This window comes from Streptococcus oralis (genome assembly GCF_901543815.1).
Lineage (GTDB): Bacteria > Bacillota > Bacilli > Lactobacillales > Streptococcaceae > Streptococcus > Streptococcus oralis_CM.
Window position 1 is genome coordinate 1,070,597 of sequence record NZ_CABEIU010000002.1, and the last position, 19,178, is coordinate 1,089,774.

Consider the following 19,178-nt stretch of genomic DNA (forward strand, 5'->3'; position numbering starts at 1 on the left):
TAGAAATGAGATGGAGATATAGTTGGGAGGAGTTCCTCCATCTCACTTCTTCGCTATTTACATTTTATTCTTCGAACTGCGCTTGAACAAAGGCAAGAGCGCCTTTTCCGTCGCGAGTCAATTTAATGTATTGGCCACCTTCTGTCTTAGCAAGTTTGATACCAAGTTTGTCGGTTTCGGCCTTCATGTCTTCAAAGTTTGAAGCAACTTGAGGAGCAAGGATAACCAGATCAAACTCAGGCAACATTTCACGGTGAGCACCATAGCCACCAGCTGCTGCTTTAACAGGAACTTTGTACTCTGCAGCTGCCTTGTTTAGAGCATTTGCAAGGAGACCACTTGTACCTCCTCCTGCACAGAGAACGAGAACATTTGTTTCCTCAGTAATTGTGTTTTGCGCTGCTTCTACACCTGCTTTTTCAAGAATCGCATCTGCTTTGGCAGTATTGAAATTTGCAGCTACTTTTTCTTTCAATTCATCATTGGTTTTACCAGAACGTTCTTCTTCAAGGATTTGTTCATCATAAACCTTGAGGAATGGATAGTAAATGGCTACGTCAACAAGGATTAACAAAGCAGCAAGTACAAATGACAAGAATTGGAAGTTTGTACCGAGAACAATACCGAGCGGACCTGGTGTTGTCCAAGGAAGGTTGGCAGTAAATGAGTTCATGCCAAGCGTTTCAATGAAGAATTTAAAGATCCATACGTTGGCAATTGGCGCAAAGATAAATGGAATAAAGAAAATTGGGTTCAAGACAAGTGGCGCACCAAACAGGATTGGTTCGTTTACTCCAAAGAATGTTGGAACAACAGACGCACGTCCGATTGCACGGTTACGTTTTGATTTTGTTAACCACATGAACATGAATGGAACAACCAGTGTCGCACCAGTACCACCCATGGTAACGATAAACATTTGTGTACCAGAAGTAAGAATCTTGTCAGCGTGCATACCTTGTTGGAGAAGGTTCAAGTTAACTTCGGCATTTGCATAGGTAATAGCTGCGATAGCAGGTTCGACGATTGAAGGACCGTGGATACCAACAAACCAGAAGAAGGCAAAAGCACCAAAGATAATGGTAATACCTAGATAGCCATCAGCTGCTGAGAATAATGGTGCAAAGAATTTACCGATTGATTCTGCTACACTGGCTCCAACAAAATGACGAGCTAGTAAATCAAGAACATATAGAGAAACAACAGATAGAGTGAATGGAATCACATCTTTAAAGACTTGTGAGATATTGGGTGGAACTTCGTCAGGCATACGGATGGTAACGTTGTTCTTAACACAAACCTTATAGATTGCTACTGTAACAAAGGCAGCAAGGAAGGCTGAAAGCAACCCTTTTGTCCCCAAGAATCCAGTAGCTAGGCCATTTTCGATAGGATCAGCTGCCAACATCAACAAACCGACAATCGCTGCCAACAGCGTTGACATATAGTTGATTTGATTGGTTTTCTCCATGCTACGGTTTACTGAGTCGGTCAATGACTTAGCTGTTGTACCAGCTACCAAGAGAGCTAGAATCCCCATTGAATAGCTATAAGGTTTCATGAGGAGATTAACAACATCATCAGACCATTTAAAGCCCCATGAGTTTGGTACAAAGGCAATCAAGATAAAGATACTTGAGAAGAGAATGACAGGCATACCAGCAATGAAACCATCACGAATAGCACGAAGATAGATATTACGAGATAATTTCTCAAAGAAAGGTTTTCCTTTCTCAATAAATGCAATTAATTTATTCATTACTTAACTCCTCTCTTATAGAGTTCGATTAAATGGTGCATCAAATCTTTTAACAAGATAGTTGTCATCAAGTGATCCTGGCCATGCATCATGGTTACACTATAGGCCAAATCTTCACCAGCTGCTTCCTTAGTCAATAGACTTGTTTGCGCGTGATGAGCCTCGGCGATACAGCCACCAGCTTCCTCGACTAAGCTATCTGCTTTCGCAAAATCGCCAGCTTCAGCAGCCTTCAAGGCTTCCAATAGTTTTGAACGAGCATCGCCAGCATAGGCTACGATTTCAAAACCTAACAATGTTACTTCTTCTCTATTCATGATAGAATTCTCCTTATGTATTTTTAATTAAATTTTTATGACAATAAACGTTGGATATGTAGAACTAGATAAACTCGTTCACTTTTATACAAATCAAGACCCGTATGTTGCGTAATCACATCATAGATCTTGGAACCAATCTCGAACGCTTTTGGATAGGATTGTTTAATATGATCTTCCATATCCAGAAGAGATTGATTATCATCTCTGGAACGGTCTAAATAATCCAAAAAATAGTTGAGATGAATCATAAAGCGATCATAGAAATGGTTATTCTCTTTAGTTCGTTGAATAGAGTAACTCTTCAGCACTTCTTCAACATTCCTGAGAATTTCTTTCCTCTTATCAATCGACTCCACAAGTTCCACTTCATTCTCCCCTTCGGCATTGATGAAATGATAAGCGATCCGAATAATTTCATCCTCAGGGAAATGATCTGTCAACTTCTGACGGTAGATTTCAAAGGCTTCCTTTGCGATTTGAAAAGCTACAGGATACTTGGCAGAAATATCTGGCAGATTGCTATCCTTGTACCTTCCTTGTGTTAGAGCTTGATAAGAACAATATATATGATCTGTCAAAGTCACATAGAGATACTCTTGAATCGGATAATGATATTTCTTAGAAAGCTTATCAATGATCTCGTAGGTCACTGTGATAAAATCAAGCGGAACATCTTTGAGAAGAGCCATAAAGTTTTCTCTGGACTCTTCGGTCTTCATCCGAAAGATTTTCTCAACCTGATTTTCAGCAATCAAATCCCCCTTCTTCTTTCCAAATGTAATCCCTTTACCAATTACAATCACCTCTTCTCCTTTATCATTTCTGACAAGTGAAACATTGTGATTCATTGGATTTAGAATTCGATACATGTCAACCTCCTTTTATATCTTAAAGGTATATGAGTACAAAAAATGACCACAAATGAACTAGAAAATCCTTTGATTTCTAATCCACCTGTGATCATGCCTAATATTACTTAGTAACACTCACCTTGTATTAACTTGTGATTTAAGTATAGCACAAGTAAGTTATTTTGTAAACCTTTACATGTAACTTTTTTTAAAAATTTTTTTAGATTCATGTTCCTAAACTAGGAGGAAGATTTTACACGCGTTCTTTCCATGAAGTCGCTGTTGTTTGAAGAACTTTGTTGAGTTCGTCAATGTTCTCAAATCCAGTTGTACGTAGCCATTCACGAGCTGCTGCTTCACCGTCTTTGATGTAGGCTTCAACTGATCCAGCCCATGTAGCACGGCCACAAAGAACACCATTGAAGTTTGCGCCTGATTCGTGGGCAAAGACAAGGGTTTCTTGGAAGAGTTTCGCTGATACACCTGCACTCAAGTAGATGTAAGGAAGGTTAGTCGCTTCATCTTGCGCTTTGAAGAAGGCTGCTGCTTCTTCACGTGTATGCACGATTTCACCATCACCAAAGCCTTCAACGTATTTGACGTTGACTGGAACTTCCACTTTCAAGACGTCGATGTTGAAGCGTGGGTCTGAGAAGACTTTCATAGCACCGATAACCTTGTGTGGTTTCACTTTAGCGTATTCTGCAGAACCTGCGTCAGCAATCTTTTCATCGTAAGCCAAGATTTCAAGGAAGAATGGAATGTCCTCTGCCACACACTCAGAACCAATGCGTTCGATGTAGGCTTGTTTTTGTTGGTTGAGTTCGTCAGAGCTGTCTACATCGTAGTAAAGCAAGAACTTAACAGCATCTGCGCCTTGTTCCTTGATGCGTTTGGCAGACCAAACATCCAAGCAGTCAGGCAAGCGTTTGGTGCTAGTTGTGTCATAACCTGTTTTTTCATAAGCAAGGAGAAGGCCAGCATTTGGATCAAGCGCTTTTGTAGCTGGAAGCCCATACTCAGGGTCAAGAAGCATAGAGGATGCGTATTTTGTCAATTCATCTGCTACCAAGACCTTGAGTTCTTCCATTTGAGCCACTGTTGGCTCTTCTGTTTGGTATTGAGCCATGAGGCGTTTCAAAGCACCACGTTGGTCAAAGGCAAGAGCTGAGATAATGCCATTTTCATCTGAAAGTTTTTCTAAGCGTGCACGTTTTTGTTCTGTTAAAGCCATTTTATACCTCTTTTACTATTAATTGATCATATAAAGCTTGATAGTTGGCCATATTGACATGACCTGTCATCTTTTCTTGAGCGTTAAGCATACCAAGGACATTTGCCTTGATGAGGAGTTCTGCATCCGATTCCTTATGAAGAAGACCTGATGAAATACCTGCAACAGTAGAATCTCCAGATCCGACAGGGTTGACTACCTGAATTCTAGGAATATCTACCTTGTAGAAAGTATCACCATGTTTGGCAAAAGCACCATTTGCACCAAGTGAAACAATTATCCACTCAATCCCTGCAAATAAAGGCTCTTGAAGAACTTCTTTTAATTCATCCAAATCCTCAGAAACTTCTTTCCCAAGAAGCTGAGACAATTCTTCGTTATTTGGTTTAATAACTGTTGGTTTATGTGGTGATTCAAGAACCGCCTGAAGGGCAGCACCTGAGCAATCCAGAACAACTGGTTTTCCTGCGCGATTAGCAAGTTCTACTAAGCTTGCATAGTAGTCAACTGGAAGGCCAGCTGGAAGACTACCTGAAATGGCTACTACTTCTACAGTGTCAAGAAGATTCTCAAAATGAGCCAAGAAATCTTGCCCTTCTTGTTCCAGAACTTCTGGGCCTTTTTCAAGGATTTCTGTTTGGTTATCACCGTGTAGAATAGCGATACAGTTACGAGTTTCTCCTTGAATGGAGAAGAAACCTTTCGTTACTTTATCGTCGATGTTTTCTACTAAAAACTCACCAAGTTTACCACCGACCAGACCAGTAGCAACAACAGAATCTCCAAATTCTGAAAGAACTCGCGTAACATTGAGACCTTTCCCACCAGCTGTTTTAGTTACATCCACCACACGATTGACAGTATCAATCTTTAACTCATCCAAGGGATAGGAAATATCAATGGATGGATTCATTGTGACTGTTAAAATCATAGGTCCCCTCTTAGTCGTGGTATTCACCGCGATCCCATTTTTCAAGGAATTCTGTAAAGAAGTTTGCATCTGCTTGATGAGCATTGTGAGTCTCAACGTGCTCAATTTTCGCAATCAATTTTTTATTTTCTTCTGATGGTTTGTATTCAGCTTTGACGAAAGCTTCAATGATATCACACATGAGCAATTCACCAGTAATCTTACCACCGAAACCGATAACGTTGGCATTGAGTTCTTCTTTAGCATAGAGTGCTGTTGTCATATCACGAACCAAGGCAGAGCGTACACCTGGAACTTTATTTACAGCGTTGTTGATACCAACACCAGTACCACAGATACATACCCCAAGATCAACTTGACCGCTAGTTACAGCTTCACCAACTTTTTTACCAAAGATTGGGTAGTGAGTACGTGTGTGGTCATAGGTACCAAAATCAATGACTTCATATCCTTTTGATTTCAAAAATTCTGAAACCGCCATTTTTTCATCTGTTACGATGTGGTCACATCCAATTGCAATTCTCATTTTTAATTTACCTTTCTTACTGTAATCTAATTAGCACATTTTGTTCAACATATCGACCCGAATTTGGTGACGACCACCGTCGTATTTACCGTTAACAAAACCTTTAGCAATATTTTTAGCCAATTCATCACCAACAAGTTGTGCACCCATAGTGATCATACGTGAGTTGTTGTGTCCACGAGTCATATAGGCTGAACGTTCATCTGAAACTTCTGCAGCAACCATTCCTTTGATTTTAGTTGCGACCATGAATGGACCAGCACCATAAGCATCAATCACGATACCAAGGTTTTGTTCTTCTTTGTTTACTTCTGCAGCAACAGCAAGAGTCACATCAACAAAGTCTTGACCTTCAGCTGTAACATCCACAACGTGGAAGTTTTCTTTTTCCAAGAAGTCTTTCACAACTTCTTTCAATCTCAAACCTGCAGCATCTGCACCGATAACAATAGACATATTGTTTACTCCTTTTTATTTTTCTAGGCTAGTAAAGACTTTTATAGCTAGCAGTTTACCTACAAAAGACTTTCTAGCAGTTTATTGACAAATTAAATTGAATGAGATGAATAACATCTTATCCAAGTCCAGGAAATCAATTTCCTAGAAAGAAACTTTCTCTGCGATAGAGAATATAACTAGTGATTATTTGTTTGTTACAAACATCATTTGTTGTTTACAAACATAATATACTCCTATTTATAGAAAAAGTCAACAGTAAATGTTTGTTTTTGTGGTTTTTTTATCTAAAATATTTCAATATCAAAACCAACCTGATCAACTTGACCTGGTTCTAAGAGACGAACATTCTTCTTATCTTCTAAATGATTTCCTTCTTCAAGTGAAGTTGATAAGCCTGACCAGGGTTCAAAAGCGATGAAAGGGCCCTGATTCAAAGTTGACCAGATAATAAGATTTGAGAACTCTTGGAAGTGTACTTTTAATCCCTTCTCATGCTTACGAGAACGAAGGGCAATTGTTCTGGATTGCAACTCATCCAAAGTCACTGCATCTGTGCTAAACAAATCATAGCTAAGGTCTAATTCTTTTTGCCCATCTAGCCATGGACTTCTATCTTGGAAGTCTAACATTCCCGTTTCTGGGAAAGGACGTGGAACAGAGCAAGTCTCTTCCTTCTCAAACTCTAAATAGTAGTCTTCATAAGTTTCGCCATCTAGAAGAGGGCAATTAAACCCTGGATGGCCTCCGATAAAGTATGGCATGACTTTGCTAGTTTCTTTATTAAAGACTTTGTATTGAGTACGAACAGTCTTGCTGGTCACTAGATAAGTGATTTCAAGACGGAAATGATAAGGATAGTTTTGATAAGTATTCTCATCATCTTCGATAGCAAAGGTTACGCTGTTTTCTGTTTGATCAACTAAGTCAAATTCTTTTTTACGGACCAAACCATGACGAGGAATGTTTCCTTTTGTTTCTGTTCCATTTTCGTGGCTATAGAAGGCTGTGTCTTCTCTCAAAGAACCACAGATTGGAAAAAGTACTGGCGCCTGTCCACTCCAGTAAGTGGCATCTCCTTGCCACAGATACTCAATGCCTTCTCGATCCTTGATCGACGACAAGGCGCCACCTAAGGTTTTAAACTGGACCGTTAACTGGTCTGATTTGATTTCAATTACCATAATGTTCTCCAACTATTTTTAGATCTTTATATAAAAAACTAGGTTGCCACTCCCAATGTCGGAAATTGACAACCTAGTTTTCACAATTTACATTTTATAGGAGCGAATTATTTAGCATTTGCTGCGTATTCTTCGTTACGTTTGATCATTTGTTTTCTATACCAAGCAAAGATACCTACATAGAATACAAGGAAGGCTGCTGCACCAAGGATTGCTTTGATATCACCTGTTGTAGCATTACCAATTGCCCAACCAAATAGTTTTTCGATTGGTCCTTCAAGAGTTGAGTGAGTGATCAATTGAGTTTGGCTCACACCTTCTGGGAAAGCACCTACACCTTTCGCAAGTTCAGTTGCAAATGGAGCGATAAGAGTACCTGAAAGAAGGAAGAGTGGCAACAAGAGTGTTCCGAAGATGATCATACGGAGCAATTTACCACGTGTAACAACCAAGAGAGCTGGAGTCACACCCATAGCGATGATACCTGCAAGTGGCAAGATACCATTTCCGACGTTTGAAAGAAGCACTGCTTCTACTAGCATGATTGGAGCAAGTACGTTGGCACAAGCCCAGATTTCAGCACGACCAGCGATGAAAGGCCAGTCAAGACCGATGTTGAATTTACGTCCTTGAAGACGTTTAGTAGCAACGTTTGTAATACCTTGTGAAAGTGGTTCCACGGCTGCGATGAACCATGATCCGATAAGAGAGAAGAGCTCCAAGCAGACACCGGCAGTCAAACCAAGGCTCAACCAACCTTTAATAACAAGTTCCCATTTATCAGCTCCTTCTACACCTGCAACTGGGTGTGGAGTACCCATCAAACCAATAACGATACCAAGAATGAAACCGATGAAGAATTTAGATCCCCAGAAACCAATTTTCTTGTTCAATTTTGCAGCGTCAAAGTCGTATTTATCAAGACCTGGCAATACTTTATCAAAGATCTTATCCAAAACCATGATAACTGGGTTCATCATGTAGTTCATGTGAGTTGAAGTCATTGGTGATGAACTTGGTGCATTAAGAAGGTCGTCGAATGTTGGTTTCATCAAGTCAGAGTTGATGATTTTCAAAACACCTACAAGGACAACTGCTGCAGTTGCGATGAAAAGTGAAACTCCTTGGCTAACACCATTGTTGTCTGCATACCATTTGATCAAAAGACCAGTGATTGACAAGTGCCAGATATCAAAGATATCGACGTCAAGTGTGTCCGTTTTCTTCATTGCAAGCATCACAACGTTGACAATCAACATTACAAGCAGGAAGTAAAGTGTCCAAGCAGATCCCCAAGTGATGGTTGCAAGTGGTGCCCAACCAACGTCAGTGATATTCAATTGGATACCAGTGTTTTCAACGAATTTCGCAAGTGATGCTGAGAAAGCTCCGTTGAGCATACCGATGATAGCACCGATACCAGTAAGGGCGATGGCAAGTTTGATACCACCTTCAAGCGCTTTGGAGAATTTCACTCCAAATAGTAAGGCCAATACTGTCAAGATGATCAGCATGATGATAGGACCACCCATTTCCAAGACTGGCTTGAAAATCTTATTGGCTAGTTCGATAATGACATCCATAATAGTTCCTCCCTTTATTTTTATGGAATCTTACAAAATAATAATTAACTTAGTCCGTGTTCTTTGATAGCTGCCTCAATATTGTCAAATACTGGAGCGCTCATTGCTGGAATACGGAACAAGATTGGTCCAGCTTCGATAACTGGAATACCTGGTTCAAAGCCAAGATCTGTTGCAGCGATTGGTGTAAAGATATCGTAGCCTTTCATAAGGTCTTCATTCACATCTTTTACCATAACTGCATCACAGTGAACATCGTAACCGCGATTTGAAAGCTCTTCTTCAAGAGCACTTTTAATTTGGTGACTTGAGTTAACACCTGCACCGCAGGCAGCAAGAATTTTAATCATTTGGATTTCCTCCGATTTATTTTTTATAATGTACGATTTAAGCTGTTGCTTCAGAGATATAGGCATACAAGGCTTCTGGTTCAGAAATATTTGATAAATCTTCTAGATGACCATTCCCTGTAAAGAAGTCCATCAACTGAGCAAGAATGTTGGTTTGACTCGAACTTGAATTGTTAATGATAAAGAAGAGTAGAGATACTTCCACTTCCTTATCAGGAGCAATCATATTGTGAAAAGTTACTGGTTTTTCTAATCGAACAACCACCACTTTCTCAGCCAGATTATGAACAATATCTGTATGAGGAATCGCTACGTTTGGCAAGTCCTTTCCCAGAAATTCCATATCTAAGCCAGTCGGAAATGACTTTTCACGCGTGATCAAGGCTTCACGATAAGTTGGAGTCACGATTTCTCGTTCTTCCAAGAGAGTTGCCACCTGATTAAAGAGATGTTCTTGATTATCCGCTTCTAAGCAAAACACGAGATTTTTGTCAAAGAAATGATCTAATCCCATAACAGTTTTCCTTCTTTCAATTAACTTTTTATGTTATAAGTATAACACCATATGAAACCGTTGTCAATAGTTTTTTGTTTTATTTTGTTTCTTTTTTGTTGATTCTGTTTTGTTGATTAATTATAATCATTATCAAACAATCTTTTTAAATTCTATTTTCGTGCATTTCAAACAAAAAAAGACCAAAATGGGTCTTTCTGTTACTAATTCCTAATGTTATTTAGTTAATGGAAGATAAAATTTCTTCTAGCTTTTGATAGTCCTTAACACTATCGATTTCATAGATGCTGTTGCCTTCTAATTCTTCGACATACACATCTAATTCCTTGATATTGTCTTTAACCATGTTATCCCAATAGAGGTCAACAAATTCGCCGCTTGCGTATGCTTTGTCAATAAAACCAACAATCTTTTCAGCAGTTGGAGCATCCCAGAATGAAACCCCACTCAAAATACGACCGGCCTTGCTATCAACGATGATGTCTTGAACTTTATAGTCGCCACCATAAACCAAGAACCATTCATTCTCACAGTCTTCACGATAAACGCTAAAATAGGTTGAACGTTTAAGATCGTTTCTAAACATATTTTTAAAAAGATAGTTATCTGCGTCAATGACATAGCTATTTGCCAAGTCTTCTTTTACGAGGTAAAGTGAGTAAAAGTTATTGTAATCAGCATACTTGTCGTTAAAAACTAAACGGACACCATATTTTTCTTTTAGGTAGTCAAATTGTTCTTTGAGGTAGCCGACAACGATGATAATCTCATCAATTCCTCTCTCTTTCAAAAACTCAATTTGGTATTCTACCAAGGGTTTTTGGTTGACCTTAACCAAGGCTTTGGGGGTATTTTCAGTCATAGGACGCAGACGAGTTCCCAACCCCGCTGCCAAGATAATTGCTTTCACGCTATTCTCCTTTATTCTTTAATAATAATATAAACACCAGCCATAACAACAAGCGATGTAATAATGGTCACCATATCGAGTGGTGTACCTAAAAGCATTGCTGAGAACAATACTGTCCATACGACATAGCTTACGTTCAATCCAGTTGCTTTTGCTGGCTGCAGACGATTGATAGCAATATAGTAAGCTAAGTAAGAAATCATATTACATGCTGCAAAGACTAACATCAAACCCAGCAATTGTCCATCTGCTACTTCTGCAAATGAATGATGAGAAAAGAGGACAATGACAAGGTATGACAAGAATGAGGTTACTTGGCGGATTAATAGTGCTTCGATTTCACTCAAGTCACTTTCCATGGCGTAGGAACTAAGAACACTTTCACTTCCCCAGGCGATGGCACAAACTAATGCACAAAGAATTCCGATATAAAAAGAATTAACCTGCTCAACTTTGTATGTCTGGGCAATAATACCAGCGATAATCAACAAAATACCAAACACAGTATTCTTAGATACCTTGTGTTTCAAAATGAAAAATGCTAGTAAAACAGAAACTGCTGGATAGATAGCTGATACTGAAGAGGCCAGGGAACTTCCGATATACTTAACCGCATAAAGATTGGCCTGCATTCCTATTGGTCCAGCTAGCAAGGCTCCGATAATAACACTGACATTTCGGATATTTAGAAAAATCGAGAGTCGAACTTTTCCTTCTTTTACCAAAAGAAAAGCTAACAAGATAAAGATACTCAAGAAATCATGAGCAGCCGCCACCACAAAGGGAGAAAGATTTGTAAAAATCGAAAAGATATAAGAACTAATTGTCAGACCTAGCCCCCAGAAGATCCCTGAGAGCAGACCGAAAGAGACACCATTTTTATTCTTCATTCAAACCTCCATAATAGGTCAAACCGTCAACAGCTCTTTGGTAACGGTTGATACCGTAATCTCCAAAATCAGCTCCTTGAGCTTCTTTGTACACTGTCCACAAACTCCAGATGGTATCTTGTAAGATTTTATAGATTCGAATCTTTTCACGAGATACTGGAGTTTTGTCACTCTCATAGTAGGTTAGAAAATCTTTTTCTTCCTGATTTGTAAATTCAGACTCCAAAAAGAGAGCTGCCAAATCCCACATCGGGTCATTCATAGAAGAGTATTCCCAGTCGATCAAATACATGCGTCCTTGGGGTGACTCGATAAAGTTTTCTGGTACCAAGTCGATATGACAAGACTTTCTATCAACACCCAAATCAGCCAACCTTTTCTCTAGTGAGAATACTTCTTTTCTTACAGCTTCATAGTTGGCGTAAGGGATAGCTCCCTCAATCAAGGATTCATATTTTTTGATTTCCTCAAAAGGAGCAAACTCTCCTCTTAGCTCTTTTCCTGAAGCATGAATGGTTTGTAAAATTGGTGCAATCTTTTCAAACTTGGTCTTGATTGATGTTGAATCAAGAGTTACTGCTGATTCGATGTACTCATTGACCTTAATCCCTGACTCTATATCAAAGAGATAATTTTTGACATCTAGATTCAAATCTTTCAACAATTCAAGATTATATTTTTCATCTTGACGATTGATGAGCTTTTCAGTTCCTTTTCCGAAGAACTTAACAATATAGGGTTTAGAGGTTGTTTTTACCAAATAGTTTTGGTTGGTCATGCCTCCCAGCTGTTCAACACTGAGTACTTCCCCTTCTTCAGATAGTAAAGAAGAAATTTTTTCTTTGATGAGTTTTTCCACAATTAACCTCCATCTTCTACACTTCCCACTTAAATACTGTTTTGAAAGCAGTATTAAGGTCTGTAGCAAAGACACGGTGAATGTCCTTGATTTCTCTCACTGGTTCTTCGATATAAAGAATATTTTTCAAACGATTCGCAAACTTTTTAACTTCCATCATTTGAATGGCCTTCTCAAAATCAATGCGTCCTGAGCGAGATGAACCAACCAAGAGCAAGCCTTTTTCCAAAGAGTCTCGCGTATTGATATTGACCTTGTATTCGCTGACTCCCATCATGAGAATCGTTCCCTGTGGGCGAATATAACGGATCAAGTCATTGATAGCTGGTCCTGTTCCATCGCCACCACAACATTCAAATCCATGATCAAAGGTCAGATCCTTGGGAATATTATCCGTGATGTAGCACTCTTTTGCAAAAGAGAAAAGCTCCAATTTTTCCCAATGACGGCCAATCACGATAATCTCTGCTTCTGGCAAGGTGTAATTGATAATATTGGCAACCACAAAGGCCAAGCTACCGTCTCCGATAACTGCAATGCGCTCTCGCTTGCTATGAGCAAGATTTAAGAAACGATCCATGGCATGCATACCAACACTTACAAACTCAGTAATGGCAGCGACTGTGTCCTCAATGTAATTATAAGACACAACACGATCTTTGGGAAGAGAGACAAATTCTCTCATAAAGCCATCATAACCACTAGATAGGAAGTAGGTTCCAGTCATGTAGTTTTCGTAGAACTCTTTGTCACTCTGCATAGGCGGTTGATTTGGAATCATAACTACCTTTTGACCGACTTCATAAGTCCCAGTTGGATCGGAAATAACAGTTCCACAAGACTCGTGAATCATGGCCATAGGAAGCTTTTTAGCCAATATCTTTGGATCGCGTTTCCCTTGATAGTAACGTTGATCTGCATGACAAACCGCCATATAATTTGGACGAATAAGGATATGATTCTCCTGATCAATGTCCTCTTCTTGGTATTTTACATTGATAAACTTTGGTTTGGTCAGTTGATAAATTTGATTAATCATAGCCTTAGTCTTTCTCAATCATGCTTTTCGCGATTTTCAAGTCTGTTACAGTTGTGATTTTAAGGTTTGAATATTCACCTTTAGCTAGGGCAACGTCTTTCCCTTTGATAACAAAAATCTTACATGCATCCGTCAGGATTTCCTTTTCTTGATCAGATAGGGAACCATACAAATCCATAAAATCCTTGCATCGGAAGGTTTGAGGTGTTTGACCCTGATAGAGGTGAGCACGATTTGGAATATCCGTGATAAACTGACCATTGGTACTTTCAACAATGGTATCAACCGCTTCTACTACTGTGTCAACTGCATCATGATATTGAGCGAGTTTGATATTGTCCTGAATCATGCGAAGTGTGATAAACGGACGAACAGAGTCATGCGTAATAACGATATCTTCAGGAGTAATTGGACGGTAGGCATCAATGGCTTCAATAATCTTCTCGATACTGCTATTACGATCAGCACCACCCTTGGTAATGATGATACGGTCCTTGTGGAGAGAAAGATACTTGTCAACCAAGTCCTCAGCGTGTGATACCCAATCTCCATGAACTCCAACTACAATTTTTTCAATACTTGGTTCCAAGACAAATTTTTCGATTGTGTGGATCAAAATAGGACGATCACCCAACTCCAAGAATTGTTTTGGTAAATTGCTGATTCCCATGCGTGTGCCAGTTCCTCCGGCTAGGATTCCTGCATAGATCATTTATATTCTCCTTTAGTTTATTCTAAAAAACTCATTACCATCTATTATATCACAATCTGTCTCCATCATGAAGAAAAGACAGAAAACTATCTATTTAAATTTGAGAAATAAAATTAGATTTCCCTCTATATTTTTTACTTAACATTCGGTTAATATAGAGTTCTTTAGAGTATAATACAAACCTTAAAGAAAACTTAAAATCACTTTTAAGAATACAATAAAAAGCTAGGAAACTGCTCACCTAGGCCTAGACAGCTACAGTTCCTAACTTTCTTGTTTTTATTTATGATTATGGAATAGATTACTTTTCCTGATCTTGGTCACCAATTCCTTTAACTGCCTTTTTAAATTCAGACAGCATTTTACCGATTGATTCACCAAGTTCTGGTAACCGTTTTGGTCCAAAGATTAAGAGTGCCCCTAAAACAATGATAATCAATCCTGGAGCACCGATATCACGTAAGATTCCCATTCTTTTCTCCTTTCATTTTTTTCTTTATTATCCTCTTGCTAATTGCAATACTAAGCTCATAGAGCAAGATTAAAGGAATTGTCATGGCTAGATCGCTAATAAAATCAGCTGGTGTCAAAATAACAGCGAGTACCAATAAAATAAAGTAGGCATAACGTCTATAGGTAACTAAGAGCCCTGGTCCAATCAAGCCAATCGTCGTTAAAAAAGCGATGATGACTGGCAATTCAAAGATGAACGCCAAAGGGATAGTTGTTTGAAAAACAAAGTCTAAGTAGTTCTGCGCTGTTAATTGAGTTTCAAATAATCCTTCCCCAAGTCCTAAAAGCACTTGAAGTAAGGCAGGCGTTACAAAGTAGAATCCAAAGGCTAGTCCAAGTAAAAAGCAAATAAAACTAGCTGGAATATAGGCAAAAATGGCTCTTGCTTCTTCTATTTTCAACCCCGGTTTGATAAAACTCCAAATCTGATAAACTGTAAAAGGTAGCGTAATGGTAAAGGACATTAGGCTCGCTAAGCGCAAATAAATCCACAGAATGTCATTTGGACCTAATACAATCAACTTTTGATTAAAGGACTGAGTCAGGTAGCAATAAAGCTGATCAGCAAACAATAAAGCTCCGCAGAAAACTATAGAAAAACAGACTATAACAGCAATGAACCTCTTTCTAAATTCTACCAGATGTTCAACGATTGTCAATTCTTTTGTATCCATCTACTTTTCACCCTGTCTCAATGTGACAGCCAAAACAATTATCAAGAAGACTAGCTGACTTCCTAAACCTTCCCAACTTGGATAGATGCCCAATAGGTCGATAGTTGGGAAACTTGATAGCAGGTGATTTGGTGCCATATTTGTCAGCTGCAGAGCATGCACACTAACTCCAAGCATCTTGAAAGCCAGAGCATAAATCATCCATGTCAGGATAAAGAAGACCTTATGAGGTAGGAAAAATTGACTCGCCTTGTTCATCAGAAATGCGATAACTAGCAAGACGAACAAAGCTAGAGAAATACCTAGAATAAAGTCAAAACTAGATATTCTCGGTAACATCCCTACGTAAAATAGAATGGTCTCTGCCCCTTCACGGAAAACAGCTAGAAAACTAAGAGCAAACATAGAAATGAATGAACCTGTCTTGGTCACAGTTTTTATCTGTGAATCCATAAAGTCATTCCATTTTTTGACCGAGGATTTACTATGAAGCCAAATACCGATAACAATCATCATCACTACTGCGAAAATACCAACAGCACCTTCGATAATTTCGCGATTGGCACCTGATGTCACAGCAGGAAAGGCAATTTGTAATATAAATGCAATCACTAGACTCGCAGCGATACCTGTTAGGGCCCCACCATATACCCACTTGAGTCCTTTGCGCATCTTGGCTGCTTTTAGTGTCGTGACCAAGGCCATGACGATTAAAAGAGCCTCTACTCCTTCCCGTAGGAGAATAAGCATGGCATCAAAAGCATTGTAGGTAGCACTAGTGTCAATTTGAGATAAATCTGCAATCAGTTTTTCTAATTTTTCTTGATATTCCTTCTCACTTCCCTTGACCATGATTACAGGGCTTTCACTTTCAACTCGTGTATAGAGGGAAGGATTGGTCGTGCTAACAGAACCCTCAATCGTTGGCCAGATAGTGATGAATTCCTTCATACTAGCTGCTCCTGATGCTTGGTCACCAGCTTGGAATTGTTCCAAAGCCTTCTTCAAAAGGGCAATACCGTCTTTGAGACTTAAATCAGAAGATGCTTCTGCGACTTCTTTTCCAGTTACAAAATCATCAATAGCCTTTTTTAAGTCCTCAAAGGAAGTCTGGATGGAGTTAAAATCAGTAGGCTCAGTTTCTATGCTACTCCGTAAGAAAGAAATAGCTGTTTCTACTTGACCATAATGAGCTGTACTGTTGTCACGGACAACACTCTCATTGATCGTCCAGGTTGAATTCATCTTTTTATAAGCTTCTCGGATTTGCTCTATATCTTTTGAAGTAATTGCCTTATCCAGAACCTCAAAACGCGGTCTTAGTCGACTAACAAGCTTTTCTTTTTCAGCATCAAGATCTACTGGATTTTGCTCTTTCTCAAATGCAAGAAGAGCAGATGAAATCTGTGTCAGATTTTCCTCACTTATATCTCCTGTCAGAGCAAGCTTTTCCTTGACGACCTTACCAGCTTCCGAATCAGAATGTTCTACTTTTTCAAAATCCGTCGCCATTTCTCTAACAAGAGCTTTGGCTTCTGCCTGATTATCATTTTTTACAGCCTTAGAGGCATCCGTTATCTTTACAAAATATGAACTCAGGCTTTCCTGTGCGCTAACGGGAAAAACAGCTAACAAGAGAAAAGACAAGGCTAAGAAACAAATGTTAATCTTCCAATAATTTTTGACCAATATAGCCTCCTTTCTCTACTCCACCAAAGCAGGCAAAGAGACCGCTACCGATGTGGGTTACATACTCATTCATCTTGTCTGTAGCTCCAAGGTTAGTTTGAACCTTGACAAAATGATCTGGATCCTTTTGGAAAGAAATAAAGAGCAAGCCTGTGTCAAATTGTCCAGTTTTTTCATCAATGCCATCTGAATATGAATAGGATCGTCGTAAGAGTGGCTTATCTACCTCTTTGGCTAATCGAACATGCGAATCATCTGGTAAAAGACTCAAATCCACTTCATCAAACTCATTCTTCTTACCAAAGGGAGCGCCACTTTCCTTGTAGCGACCAAAGGTATTTTCTTGCTCTTCAAGATTGGTTCGATCCCAAGTATCGAGAAACATCTGGATGCGGCGAACGGCCATATAGGATCCATTTTGCATCCAGTCCTTGCTGTCGGCCCAGACAACACGGTCAAAATCCTTCTCTTTGGTCACATTGGCTGTTCCATCCTTGAAACCAAAAAGGTTGCGGGGTGTCTCCAGACGATCTCCAATGGCTGCAAAACCTGACTGACTCCAACGGAGAGTCACCGCATTTCTCCCTTTACGGATAAGGTTGCGAATAGCATGAAAAGCAACTTGCTCGTCATCTGCACAGGCTTGGATAACAATATCTCCCCCAGTATATTTTTCACGCAGTTGCTCTTTTGGGAAGGGTGGTAAATCCTTAAAAAGTTGAGGACGTTTTTGTTCTAAATTCATTTTTTTCAGGAAACTTGCAGACACACCAAAAGTCAACGTTAAACGATGAGGATTTAGCCCCACGGTTTCTCCAGTGTCACTAGGTGGTAAGAGAGCATTCTGACCATCTTTTTTGACTAATTCTCCTTCTACCAACTTGCTACTATAATCTGTCCAATCCTTAAATAGCTGAATAATCTTATCTTTATCTGTCGTATGCAAATCTAGGACAACAAAATAAATATTCTTCTGCATAGGGGTTGTAATACCCGCTTGGTGTTTGCCATAAAAAGCAATCTTTTCATTACCGTACGAGATGTTTTCTTGATTTCCTAGCTTAGGTGCGAAAAAAGCAGAAGCACCAGAGAGCCCTAGCGCTAAACCAGCCCCTCCAATCCCTGCTTTTTTTAGAAATTCTCGACGGTCCATTTTTTTCTCAAAAAAATTTTCGTCTTTATCAGTCATACTTCTTATTCTCCATCAAGAAATTTGCCCATTTGTGATAGAGGTTCACCAAGTTTTGTCACGGCTTCAGCCAATTCCTTGGTGTCTTCTTTTGTCAAATCAGTATAGAGTTTGTAGTGTTCCTTGTCTGTCATATGTTTGTCTAGCAAACTGTTGACAGATTTAAAATCTGCTTCCAATTCTTTGACTAGGTCAGCATCTGATTTTTCAAGGAGAGGTTTAAATAGTTGGAAAATTTTCTCAGCACCCTCGATATTAGCACGGAAATCGTACAAATCTGTATGAGAATAAATTTCCTCTTCACCCGTAATCTTGCTTGTCGCCACTTCATTGAGCAAGTCAACTGCTCCAGTCAACATAATCTTGTGATCTACTTCAACAGTCGCTACCTTAGCCTTCAACTCTTTGATATCATTGACAAGCTGATCACCATAACTTTCGGTTCCCTTAGTTGTGTTTTCTTCCCAGAGGATTCGTTCGATACGGTGGAAACCTGACCAACCTTCCTCGGTCTTATTTTCATCCACATAGTCTGCTAGACGAAAGTCAATCTTAACATCAGATTCACCAAAACTCTCAGCGATTGGTTCTGAACGCTCATAAGACATACGAACAAGTGGATAAGCTTTCTTGGCTTCCTCCAATTTTCCGTCTTTTAAAAGCTGGACAAAGCCCTCAGTATCGGTCAAAAGTTTATCAATTTGCTCTTGTACAAAAGTCTTATAATCTGCGGTTGCCTTATCCAGCAATTTTTGTTTGTCATCTGATAAAGCTGTCACCTTAGAGGAATCATTTGTCTCGGTTGATTTTTCAAAACGGACTGCACATGCTGTCAATAGCAAGGCTGAAGATAAAAGGACAAAACCTAGTTTTTTCATTAGTTACTCCTATTGGTTCAGGAAGCCTGAATTTATTTTACGTTCCATTATAACATCCTTTCCTTAGTTTTTCAACAAATTGTCAGAAAATTTAATATTTGAGAATTTGAAGTAGCA

Annotated in this window: 21 protein-coding genes; all 21 read right to left on the reverse strand. The window is 39.2% G+C overall.

Translation table 11 applies throughout. From position 1 onward, the window contains the following. Positions 1 to 64 precede the first annotated feature (64 nt). Positions 65 to 1,759 (reverse strand): lactose-specific PTS transporter subunit EIIC, encoded by a 1,695-nt coding sequence (locus tag FQT28_RS05465; RefSeq protein WP_143989640.1) that lies wholly within the window; start codon positions 1,757 to 1,759, stop codon positions 65 to 67. Beyond that, the gene (locus FQT28_RS05470) at positions 1,759 to 2,076 is read right to left on the reverse strand and encodes a PTS lactose/cellobiose transporter subunit IIA (protein WP_001078319.1); all 318 of its coding nucleotides are present in this window, start codon (positions 2,074 to 2,076) and stop codon (positions 1,759 to 1,761) included. Before FQT28_RS05470 ends, FQT28_RS05465 begins: the two co-directional genes overlap by 1 nt. A gap of 35 nt (positions 2,077 to 2,111) precedes the next feature. Continuing rightward, positions 2,112 to 2,948 (reverse strand): PRD domain-containing protein, encoded by an 837-nt coding sequence (locus FQT28_RS05475; protein ID WP_143989641.1) that lies wholly within the window; start codon positions 2,946 to 2,948, stop codon positions 2,112 to 2,114. A 235-nt stretch (positions 2,949 to 3,183) separates the two neighbouring features. Next, the gene (lacD, locus tag FQT28_RS05480; RefSeq protein WP_143989642.1) at positions 3,184 to 4,164 is read right to left on the reverse strand and encodes a tagatose-bisphosphate aldolase; all 981 of its coding nucleotides are present in this window, start codon (positions 4,162 to 4,164) and stop codon (positions 3,184 to 3,186) included. Position 4,165: 1 nt separating this feature from the next. Beyond that, positions 4,166 to 5,095, reverse strand: coding sequence for a tagatose-6-phosphate kinase (locus FQT28_RS05485; RefSeq protein ID WP_143989643.1), 930 nt, complete (start codon positions 5,093 to 5,095; stop codon positions 4,166 to 4,168). 10 nt (positions 5,096 to 5,105) lie between these two features. Further along, on the reverse strand, positions 5,106 to 5,621 hold the full coding sequence (gene lacB / locus FQT28_RS05490; protein WP_143989644.1) for a galactose-6-phosphate isomerase subunit LacB: 516 nt from the start codon (positions 5,619 to 5,621) through the stop codon (positions 5,106 to 5,108). Positions 5,622 to 5,651: 30 nt separating this feature from the next. After that, positions 5,652 to 6,077 carry a galactose-6-phosphate isomerase subunit LacA gene (lacA, locus tag FQT28_RS05495; RefSeq protein ID WP_000029277.1) on the reverse strand — a complete coding sequence of 142 codons (426 nt, stop codon included), beginning with the start codon at positions 6,075 to 6,077 and terminating at the stop codon, positions 5,652 to 5,654. A 287-nt stretch (positions 6,078 to 6,364) separates the two neighbouring features. Next, positions 6,365 to 7,261: an aldose 1-epimerase family protein gene (locus FQT28_RS05500; protein WP_143989645.1), complete on the reverse strand. Its 897-nt coding sequence runs from the start codon at positions 7,259 to 7,261 to the stop codon at positions 6,365 to 6,367. A gap of 107 nt (positions 7,262 to 7,368) precedes the next feature. Then, positions 7,369 to 8,844 carry a PTS galactitol transporter subunit IIC gene (locus FQT28_RS05505; protein ID WP_000382509.1) on the reverse strand — a complete coding sequence of 492 codons (1,476 nt, stop codon included), beginning with the start codon at positions 8,842 to 8,844 and terminating at the stop codon, positions 7,369 to 7,371. Between the two features lie 44 nt (positions 8,845 to 8,888). Next, entirely contained in the window at positions 8,889 to 9,194 is a 306-nt protein-coding gene (locus FQT28_RS05510) for a PTS sugar transporter subunit IIB (RefSeq protein ID WP_000590563.1), read from the reverse strand. A gap of 37 nt (positions 9,195 to 9,231) precedes the next feature. Beyond that, complete coding sequence (locus FQT28_RS05515; RefSeq protein WP_185952358.1) at positions 9,232 to 9,708, reverse strand: PTS sugar transporter subunit IIA; 477 nt, start codon at positions 9,706 to 9,708, stop codon at positions 9,232 to 9,234. A 220-nt stretch (positions 9,709 to 9,928) separates the two neighbouring features. Further along, positions 9,929 to 10,618, reverse strand: coding sequence for a sugar phosphate nucleotidyltransferase (locus FQT28_RS05520; RefSeq protein ID WP_143989647.1), 690 nt, complete (start codon positions 10,616 to 10,618; stop codon positions 9,929 to 9,931). A gap of 11 nt (positions 10,619 to 10,629) precedes the next feature. Beyond that, positions 10,630 to 11,508: a DMT family transporter gene (locus FQT28_RS05525; protein ID WP_000791845.1), complete on the reverse strand. Its 879-nt coding sequence runs from the start codon at positions 11,506 to 11,508 to the stop codon at positions 10,630 to 10,632. Beyond that, entirely contained in the window at positions 11,498 to 12,367 is an 870-nt protein-coding gene (locus FQT28_RS05530) for a phosphotransferase family protein (protein ID WP_143989648.1), read from the reverse strand. Before FQT28_RS05530 ends, FQT28_RS05525 begins: the two co-directional genes overlap by 11 nt. 16 nt (positions 12,368 to 12,383) lie before the next feature. Then, positions 12,384 to 13,406 carry a ribitol-5-phosphate dehydrogenase gene (locus FQT28_RS05535; RefSeq protein WP_143989649.1) on the reverse strand — a complete coding sequence of 341 codons (1,023 nt, stop codon included), beginning with the start codon at positions 13,404 to 13,406 and terminating at the stop codon, positions 12,384 to 12,386. A 4-nt stretch (positions 13,407 to 13,410) separates the two neighbouring features. Continuing rightward, positions 13,411 to 14,118 carry an IspD/TarI family cytidylyltransferase gene (locus FQT28_RS05540; RefSeq protein ID WP_143989650.1) on the reverse strand — a complete coding sequence of 236 codons (708 nt, stop codon included), beginning with the start codon at positions 14,116 to 14,118 and terminating at the stop codon, positions 13,411 to 13,413. Positions 14,119 to 14,419: 301 nt separating this feature from the next. After that, complete coding sequence (locus FQT28_RS05545) at positions 14,420 to 14,590, reverse strand: twin-arginine translocase TatA/TatE family subunit (protein WP_038806076.1); 171 nt, start codon at positions 14,588 to 14,590, stop codon at positions 14,420 to 14,422. Further along, complete coding sequence (gene tatC / locus FQT28_RS05550) at positions 14,574 to 15,305, reverse strand: twin-arginine translocase subunit TatC (protein ID WP_084948669.1); 732 nt, start codon at positions 15,303 to 15,305, stop codon at positions 14,574 to 14,576. Before tatC ends, FQT28_RS05545 begins: the two co-directional genes overlap by 17 nt. After that, positions 15,306 to 16,994 carry an FTR1 family iron permease gene (locus FQT28_RS05555; protein WP_084948671.1) on the reverse strand — a complete coding sequence of 563 codons (1,689 nt, stop codon included), beginning with the start codon at positions 16,992 to 16,994 and terminating at the stop codon, positions 15,306 to 15,308. Beyond that, complete coding sequence (gene efeB, locus FQT28_RS05560) at positions 16,969 to 18,183, reverse strand: iron uptake transporter deferrochelatase/peroxidase subunit (RefSeq protein WP_143989651.1); 1,215 nt, start codon at positions 18,181 to 18,183, stop codon at positions 16,969 to 16,971. Before efeB ends, FQT28_RS05555 begins: the two co-directional genes overlap by 26 nt. A gap of 5 nt (positions 18,184 to 18,188) precedes the next feature. Further along, positions 18,189 to 19,061, reverse strand: a complete 873-nt coding sequence (efeO, locus tag FQT28_RS05565; protein WP_143989652.1) for an iron uptake system protein EfeO — start codon at positions 19,059 to 19,061, stop codon at positions 18,189 to 18,191. Positions 19,062 to 19,178 lie beyond the last annotated feature (117 nt).

Coding starts and splice junctions, on each gene's coding strand:
- lacA (WP_000029277.1), bottom strand. CDS start 6,077: ATGTCTATTGTTATCGGTGCAGATGCTGCAGGTTTGAGATTGAAAGAA.
- lacB (WP_143989644.1), bottom strand. CDS start 5,621: ATGAGAATTGCAATTGGATGTGACCACATCGTAACAGATGAAAAAATG.
- FQT28_RS05535 (WP_143989649.1), bottom strand. CDS start 13,406: ATGATTAATCAAATTTATCAACTGACCAAACCAAAGTTTATCAATGTA.
- efeO (WP_143989652.1), bottom strand. CDS start 19,061: ATGAAAAAACTAGGTTTTGTCCTTTTATCTTCAGCCTTGCTATTGACA.
- lacD (WP_143989642.1), bottom strand. CDS start 4,164: ATGGCTTTAACAGAACAAAAACGTGCACGCTTAGAAAAACTTTCAGAT.
- FQT28_RS05525 (WP_000791845.1), bottom strand. CDS start 11,508: ATGAAGAATAAAAATGGTGTCTCTTTCGGTCTGCTCTCAGGGATCTTC.
- FQT28_RS05475 (WP_143989641.1), bottom strand. CDS start 2,948: ATGTATCGAATTCTAAATCCAATGAATCACAATGTTTCACTTGTCAGA.
- FQT28_RS05500 (WP_143989645.1), bottom strand. CDS start 7,261: ATGGTAATTGAAATCAAATCAGACCAGTTAACGGTCCAGTTTAAAACC.
- FQT28_RS05510 (WP_000590563.1), bottom strand. CDS start 9,194: ATGATTAAAATTCTTGCTGCCTGCGGTGCAGGTGTTAACTCAAGTCAC.
- FQT28_RS05465 (WP_143989640.1), bottom strand. CDS start 1,759: ATGAATAAATTAATTGCATTTATTGAGAAAGGAAAACCTTTCTTTGAG.
- FQT28_RS05545 (WP_038806076.1), bottom strand. CDS start 14,590: ATGGGAATCTTACGTGATATCGGTGCTCCAGGATTGATTATCATTGTT.
- tatC (WP_084948669.1), bottom strand. CDS start 15,305: ATGGATACAAAAGAATTGACAATCGTTGAACATCTGGTAGAATTTAGA.
- FQT28_RS05540 (WP_143989650.1), bottom strand. CDS start 14,118: ATGATCTATGCAGGAATCCTAGCCGGAGGAACTGGCACACGCATGGGA.
- efeB (WP_143989651.1), bottom strand. CDS start 18,183: ATGACTGATAAAGACGAAAATTTTTTTGAGAAAAAAATGGACCGTCGA.
- FQT28_RS05515 (WP_185952358.1), bottom strand. CDS start 9,708: ATGGGATTAGATCATTTCTTTGACAAAAATCTCGTGTTTTGCTTAGAA.
- FQT28_RS05505 (WP_000382509.1), bottom strand. CDS start 8,844: ATGGATGTCATTATCGAACTAGCCAATAAGATTTTCAAGCCAGTCTTG.
- FQT28_RS05485 (WP_143989643.1), bottom strand. CDS start 5,095: ATGATTTTAACAGTCACAATGAATCCATCCATTGATATTTCCTATCCC.
- FQT28_RS05470 (WP_001078319.1), bottom strand. CDS start 2,076: ATGAATAGAGAAGAAGTAACATTGTTAGGTTTTGAAATCGTAGCCTAT.